This is a genomic window from Thiofilum flexile DSM 14609, assembly GCF_000380185.1.
Taxonomy (GTDB): Bacteria; Pseudomonadota; Gammaproteobacteria; order Thiotrichales; family Thiotrichaceae; genus Thiofilum; species Thiofilum flexile.
The window spans coordinates 1-6,305 of the sequence record NZ_KB904797.1 but is presented as its reverse complement, the minus strand read 5'-3'; the positions used below and the strand labels follow the sequence as shown (position 1 = coordinate 6,305).

4 protein-coding genes are annotated in these 6,305 nt (G+C 34.9%); 3 read left to right on the top strand and 1 reads right to left on the bottom strand.

From position 1 onward, the window contains the following. The 3 genes from A3IK_RS0115050 to A3IK_RS0115035 all read left to right on the top strand — a co-directional run. Positions 1–327 (top strand): IS3 family transposase (locus A3IK_RS0115050; RefSeq protein ID WP_020560812.1); only part of this gene is annotated, 327 nt, incomplete at its 5' end. Between the two features lie 639 nt (positions 328–966). Continuing rightward, positions 967–3,792 carry an ATP-dependent DNA helicase gene (locus A3IK_RS0115040; RefSeq protein ID WP_020560810.1) on the top strand — a complete coding sequence of 942 codons (2,826 nt, stop codon included), beginning with the start codon at positions 967–969 and terminating at the stop codon, positions 3,790–3,792. Further along, positions 3,789–5,711, top strand: coding sequence for a DUF7017 domain-containing protein (locus A3IK_RS0115035; RefSeq protein WP_020560809.1), 1,923 nt, complete (start codon positions 3,789–3,791; stop codon positions 5,709–5,711). The genes A3IK_RS0115040 and A3IK_RS0115035 overlap by 4 nt, the downstream gene beginning before the upstream one ends. Positions 5,712–6,088: 377 nt before the next feature. Here the strand turns inward: A3IK_RS0115035 and A3IK_RS19705 are convergent. Then, positions 6,089–6,305 (bottom strand): transposase (locus A3IK_RS19705; RefSeq protein WP_020560808.1); only part of this gene is annotated, 217 nt, incomplete at its 5' end.

The following is a 6,305-nucleotide window of genomic DNA, read 5'->3' as shown; positions in this document are numbered from 1 at the left end:
AATCCCCCGTCTGGCCTGATGTTTCATAGTGATCAAGGCTCGCAATACACCAGCCAACGCTTTGGTAACTTATTGAAACAGCATGGTATACAAGCCTCGATGAGTGGAGTGGGTGCCTGCTGGGATAATGCCGTGGTGGAGCGTTTTTTTGGTAGTTTGAAGAACGAATGGTTATTAAAGGTCAACCACCTGACCCGACAAGCCATGAAAGAGGATGTGGAGGACTATATTCGTTATTACAACCATGAGCGTTTACATACGGCTAATGGTAATCAAACGCCGGTGGAGTTTGAGTTGTCTCAAATTAATCTGTCAGGGATTGCTTGACCAGAACAAATCAGTACGGTCGATGACATCAAGACTCCTCTGTATTGGTCGATAACACTTGAAACCATTTCATCGTGAAATAGTACACAATCTCATGCTGGCTAGCTATTGGACTAATGTTGGGCTTTGGCTATACGGTGTTGTTCTGGAAAATACCAACGCATGACTTTACGTAGCTCATCCGAGGTAGGGCGTGCCCAGTTACGCATTAATTCACACCCAAACGAAATAGCCGTGATAGGTTGAGCACCTCCACTTTGTAGGATTCCGAATGACGGATATACGCTTTCTTGTTCGGTTGATTCGGTTTCATGTCTCACCTCTTTCAATTTAGTACAGGGTACTCACTTTTCGAGGTGTCCGGGGTTGTTGGGCCAGATCATGATGTAGTCCTTTACTTGCTTGATAAAATAAACTAGGGGAGTGAATGCTTTCTGCTCAGTTTGAGCATAAATTAATTAAAGTGTAGGAGTGCTTTGGTTAAATCACAACCAAGCCTTGAAGGTGTATAATAATTTACTAATATAACTAATTTAACCGCCAGTCCGTATTATTTTTATTTATCTATATTTTTAATACTATATGTATTTTATGAGTTTTTTGCAAAAATCTATTTGCTGAAAAAGATGGATAAAATACATGAATTCAAATAATTTTAAGTATTTAAATAAGCTTTGGCCGAAGCTATATGAGTATGCCAATTCAGCAGAGTTATATGTGTACTCTGACCCACATACAGCTATTGTGAAATTACGTTGTTTTGCAGAGCAATTAGTGGGATTTTTGTATCGAGAGCTTAATTTGCCTTGTGATAGTAATGATGGTTTTTTTGAAAAACTAAAACTTGATGTATTTGCTGATATTATAGATAAAGCCATACTGGGAAAACTTCATGTGATTCGAATGTTAGGTAACAAAGCGGCACATGGTCATCATATAGACTCACAGGATGCTTTAGCATTGATTCGTGAAGCCTATTTGATAGGTCAATGGCTTTTCAAAACTTATAGTGATAGTAATGGTGTTGACTATCCAGTATTTGTAGAGCCTATAAGAGAAGAAGACACTATTCAGGTTTTAAGCACTATAAACAAAAAATTGAAAAGCCAGTTGCGTGATGCTAAAGAGGAGTTGGCTAGGCTAGAATCAGTAGAAAGACAATCACAAAAAGAACTAAATGACTTACAACTCTCTCTAGATGAAATAAAAATAAAATCATTTAAACAGAATTCTATAAGTGCGGCAGCTTCTATTGATTTGGCACCAGAAAAAACACGTCAATTAATTACTATCCATGATGCCTTTGCTGAATATTCACTTACTAATGATCAAACTGAGCTAGTGGATCATTTAGCACAATTTCTAGAGAGCAAAAATGAGCAGGTATTTTTACTTAGGGGGTATGCGGGAACAGGTAAAACTTTTATTACCAAAGGGCTAACAGATTATTTTAAAGCCATAAATCGTAATTATGTATTGGCGGCTCCAACTGGTAAAGCATCAAAGGTAATCGCAAAGAAGACAAACTCACTAGCCTATACTATTCATAAAACCATATATTCTTTTAAAGATATAATTGAGTATAGCGATGATAACCTCAATGGCTCTGAAACCTATAAATTTTATGCTAAGCTTGCTGTAAATGAGATGCCTGTTGATACAGTTTTTATCGTAGATGAAGCTTCTATGATTGCTGATATTTACCAAGAGGAAGAATTTTTTAGATTTGGAACAGGATATCTGTTAAGAGATTTTTTTAAGTTTGTCAATTTAGATCATAATGATCATCGAAAAAAAGTCATATTTATAGGTGATGATGCTCAATTACCCCCTGTAGGAATGCGATTCTCTCCTGCACTTGATGCTAAATATCTTTTGCGTGAGCATAATCTTAAAAGTGTTAGCTATGAACTGAAAGAAGTAGTTCGACAAAAAGCTGACAGTGGAGTCATGATCAACTCAATGAAGCTCAGAGACTCGTTGAAAAAAAATACCTTCAATCAATTGACCGTAGCTTTTGACTATCCAGATATCAAAAAAATAGAGCATATAGATTTGATCGAAAGGTATCTCGAATCATGTGGAGGAAAAATTAATGGCGAGTCCATTATTATAGCATATTCTAATGCTGATGTTGCTGCTTACAACCGCTGTATCCGTGAGTACTTTTTTCCAGGAATTAAAGAAGTAACGCGCGGTGATAAAGTTATGGCTGTAAATAACAATAATGCTCATGGGATTTTTATCTCAAATGGTGATTTTGGATTAGTAAGGAGTGTGCTTGGTAAAACTGAACATAGAGTAGTGACTTTGCGTCGTAAAAATAAAGAAAATGAGCAAGTAGAGGAAACTCAAGTTAACTTGGCTTTTAGAGATATAGAAGTTGGATTCAAAGATTTAGATGGCACTTCTTGTTTTTTTGAAGCAAAGGTTTTTGAAGGACTTTTATACAGTGAAAATCCAGTTTTGACTCCAGATGAAAGTAAGGCTATATATTTAGATTTTTGTATTAGAAATCCAGATTTAAAACGTAATAGCATTGAATTTAAAGATACATTAAGAGCAGATCCTTATTTCAATGCATTAAAATTAAAGTTTGGCTATGCAATAACTTGTCATAAGGCACAGGGAAGTGAGTGGAGTAATGTATTTGTGAAATGTAAGACTCACCAAAACCAGCTTTCAGCTGAGTACTTCCGCTGGTTTTATACTGCGATTACGCGTACAACAAAAAATTTGTACTTGTTGGATCCTCCTACAATTAAATTAGGCTCTAGAATTAAATCTATATCAACCTCCATGATAATTGATGATGGTAATTTACCATATAATGAAAGCCAAAACTTCATAGCAAGCACCATAAATAATCAAAATTCTCAAGAAGAAAGTAAAGGGTTAGATAGTTTTGGTATTCCCACAAATGCGTGTTTTTTATTGGAGTTATTAAATCGTATCAAAAATTTGATTTTTAATACTGAAATTAGAATTAAAAATATTATTCATAATCAATTTCAAGAGTGTTATTTTTTTCAGAGTAAAAGTGAAACTGTTAGAATTAATATTAACTATAATAGTAAAGATAAAGTTTCAAGAATTTCTTCTCCAGAGACTAATGAGCTTAGTAAGAAAGTTCTTGATATTCTTACCCCGCTTAATGGGACTCTCATCATATCTAGTCTATCAAAAATAGGTAATCCCTTTAAGTTTGAGGAGGAGTTCCTAAGTGACTTTTACCAGAGACTGGCTCCTTTAGCTGAAGAAAAAAATATTTTTATAAAAAATATTGAATCTATGGATTGGAAGCAGCGTTATACGTTTGTGCAATCTACTGAAATGGCTGTTTTTGATATTTTCTATAATGGAAAAAAACAATTTACTACATGCCTACCTATTAGAGGTTTTTGTACCTCAAGTACTTTAGTTAATGAGGTTAATTTAATGTTAACAGAGAGGTTGGATTCATGATTGATAGCAAAAGTGTTTTTTCTAAACGTAAAGAAGGTAACTTAGATGAAGCCTATGCTATAGCAGTTAAGCTAATGAGTAATCCAGATAAAAATGAGTGGGATATTAAAGCATTTGCTTGGTGCATAATCGACTTGATCAAGCGAGCCGCAAAATTAGGGAATCAGCAGGATTTGACTTATTATGGTGAGCAGATTAAAAATTTAGAAATAAGTTTTTCTGATAATATTCTTTTAAATCAAAAAGAGTATGTTCTTAAGCTATGTAATGCTAATAGACAAAATATTCTTAAAGCTAAAGAACTTAGCAAGCAAGGAGATCATCAGGCTGCTTTTAAGATTATTAGTCAGATCTACAATGATGGGGATAAATCTGACGAGGTTCAAACTAATTTAGCATGGGCTATTTATCGTGTTGCAAAAGAAATGATGGATCAAGAGCCACCAAATTTTACTAGTGCTAAAAGATATATAAACAGTTATTTTAGTTTGAAAGTTGATAAACCATCATTGCTACATTCTTGTTTTTTGCAACTTGCAGATAAAATCGCAAAAGATGGGAAGCTTAATATGGGGGCTTTTGTAAAAATATGGGGACTAGAGTATCTTCGACCAGAGGATTATGAGCAATACCGAACCAATGAGGGTAGTCTATATCTTTCTCTTGCTGAGAAGGTTGTTCAGCATGCAAGTAAAGATGCTTTTTTGCGAGGTGACAAAGAGGATCTTCTATATATCCTTCCCTTTGTTAATAACTGTATTGATAGATATCCTGATAGCTTATGGTTGAAATTAAGTAAAGCTAGAATACTTATGACACTTGATAGAGGTGATGATGCTCTCTCATATGGTTTAGATATAGTAAAAAATAAAGTAAATGAGTATTGGGCGTGGGAGTTGTTAGGAGATATCCATCAACCTAGCTCATCTAAAATAGCTTTAGCATGTTACTGCAAAGCTTTGCTTTGTTCAAAAGATATTAGTTTTATTGGAAAGGTGAAAATTAAGCTTGCTGAATTGTTAATTCAAGCTGCTTCTTATTCAGAAGCTAAGTTAGAGATTGAGGAACTCGTTAATCATCGAGTCAAAAATAACGAAAAAATACCAGAAACAGTTAAGCGTATTCAAAATTATCCTTGGTACGAAAGTATAGTATCTGCAGTATCAAATCAGGATTTTTATAAAAGTACCGCTATTCATGCAGAAGAGCTTTTGCACAGAAAACTACCTTGGATAGATGGAGTACTAGGTAAGCCTTTTACTATTGATGATAAAAAAAAGAGCGCAAAACGTAGTATATACATACAATCAAACCCTTGCCCAATAGAAGTGGTTGTCCCAGATCACAAGATTTCTGTTAAGAAAAAGCAAGTAGGAGCAGGAGTACGTATCAAAGGAGAATATGACAATGAAAATCGATTTCAGATCTATACGATAGAGGATCGTTCGACTAAAGAAAAATGGGATATTTTCAATGAGCTTATTGGTGTTGTTTACTATATAAATAGAGAAAAAGGTCTTCTACATTTTAGAATAAGCAAAACAATTGATGGTCTTATGCCGATTGGGAGTTTATCAGATAAATATGAAGAGGGTGATGCAATTGCTGTGCGTATATCTAAACATACTAATAAAAAAGATATACGATATAAGGCAATAACTTCTTGTAGAACTACTAAACCTATTCCAGAGTCTCTGATAAAATCATTTAAAAGTAATGTAAGGGAAGATAATGGAATGGGATTTACTGATGATGGTGTTTTTATTCCTCCCCAAATGATCAAAGCATATGATATTAGAGATGATGATTATATTTCTGGTAAAGCAATTTTAAACTACAACAAGAAAAGATCCGAGTGGGGATGGAAGGCAATAAGTATAAATAGCGTGGTGATAAATAATTCAGCAGATGTGGGTTGATACATTGGCATCGGAAGCAAAAAATATGAGTATTGATGAAGTAATTTTTGTCGACTGCATAGATACAATTGGATGTCGAACAGTTAGCCGGTAACAGTAACAGGAGAAACTTATTTCGTGTATGCTTTTCATACACTACACTCCCTAGTGTCACTTTTTTCAACTGTGTTGAGCCGTATGATGGAGTTTACCCTCTGATGAATACGGCATGGCCTATGAGGATGTTTTTTTCTCTTCAATTGGTGGCGTTACGTTGGAGAGGTGGTATTCCAAGGCTATAACTATTTCGGCCAGCATCCTGAGCTAATGTTGGAATGGTTTAATAGCCATATCTAAATAACCTGAGTTCGACATAAGAAAATCTGTTAATTCATTGATTACAATGCAATAAGTGCAGAGCTACTAAGATTTAACGAGGGTTTTCGGGGTTGATAGGTATAAGCAATCAATCCCGCGACCACATCTGCCATATAATTCGTCAAAGAACGATGACGAGAATGCTCGACTTGAGATTGATTTTTTAGTTGATCATTGATGGTCTCAATAATCGCCCGCTTACGCAGTAATAGCTGATCCCATAGGCTTCTCACAACG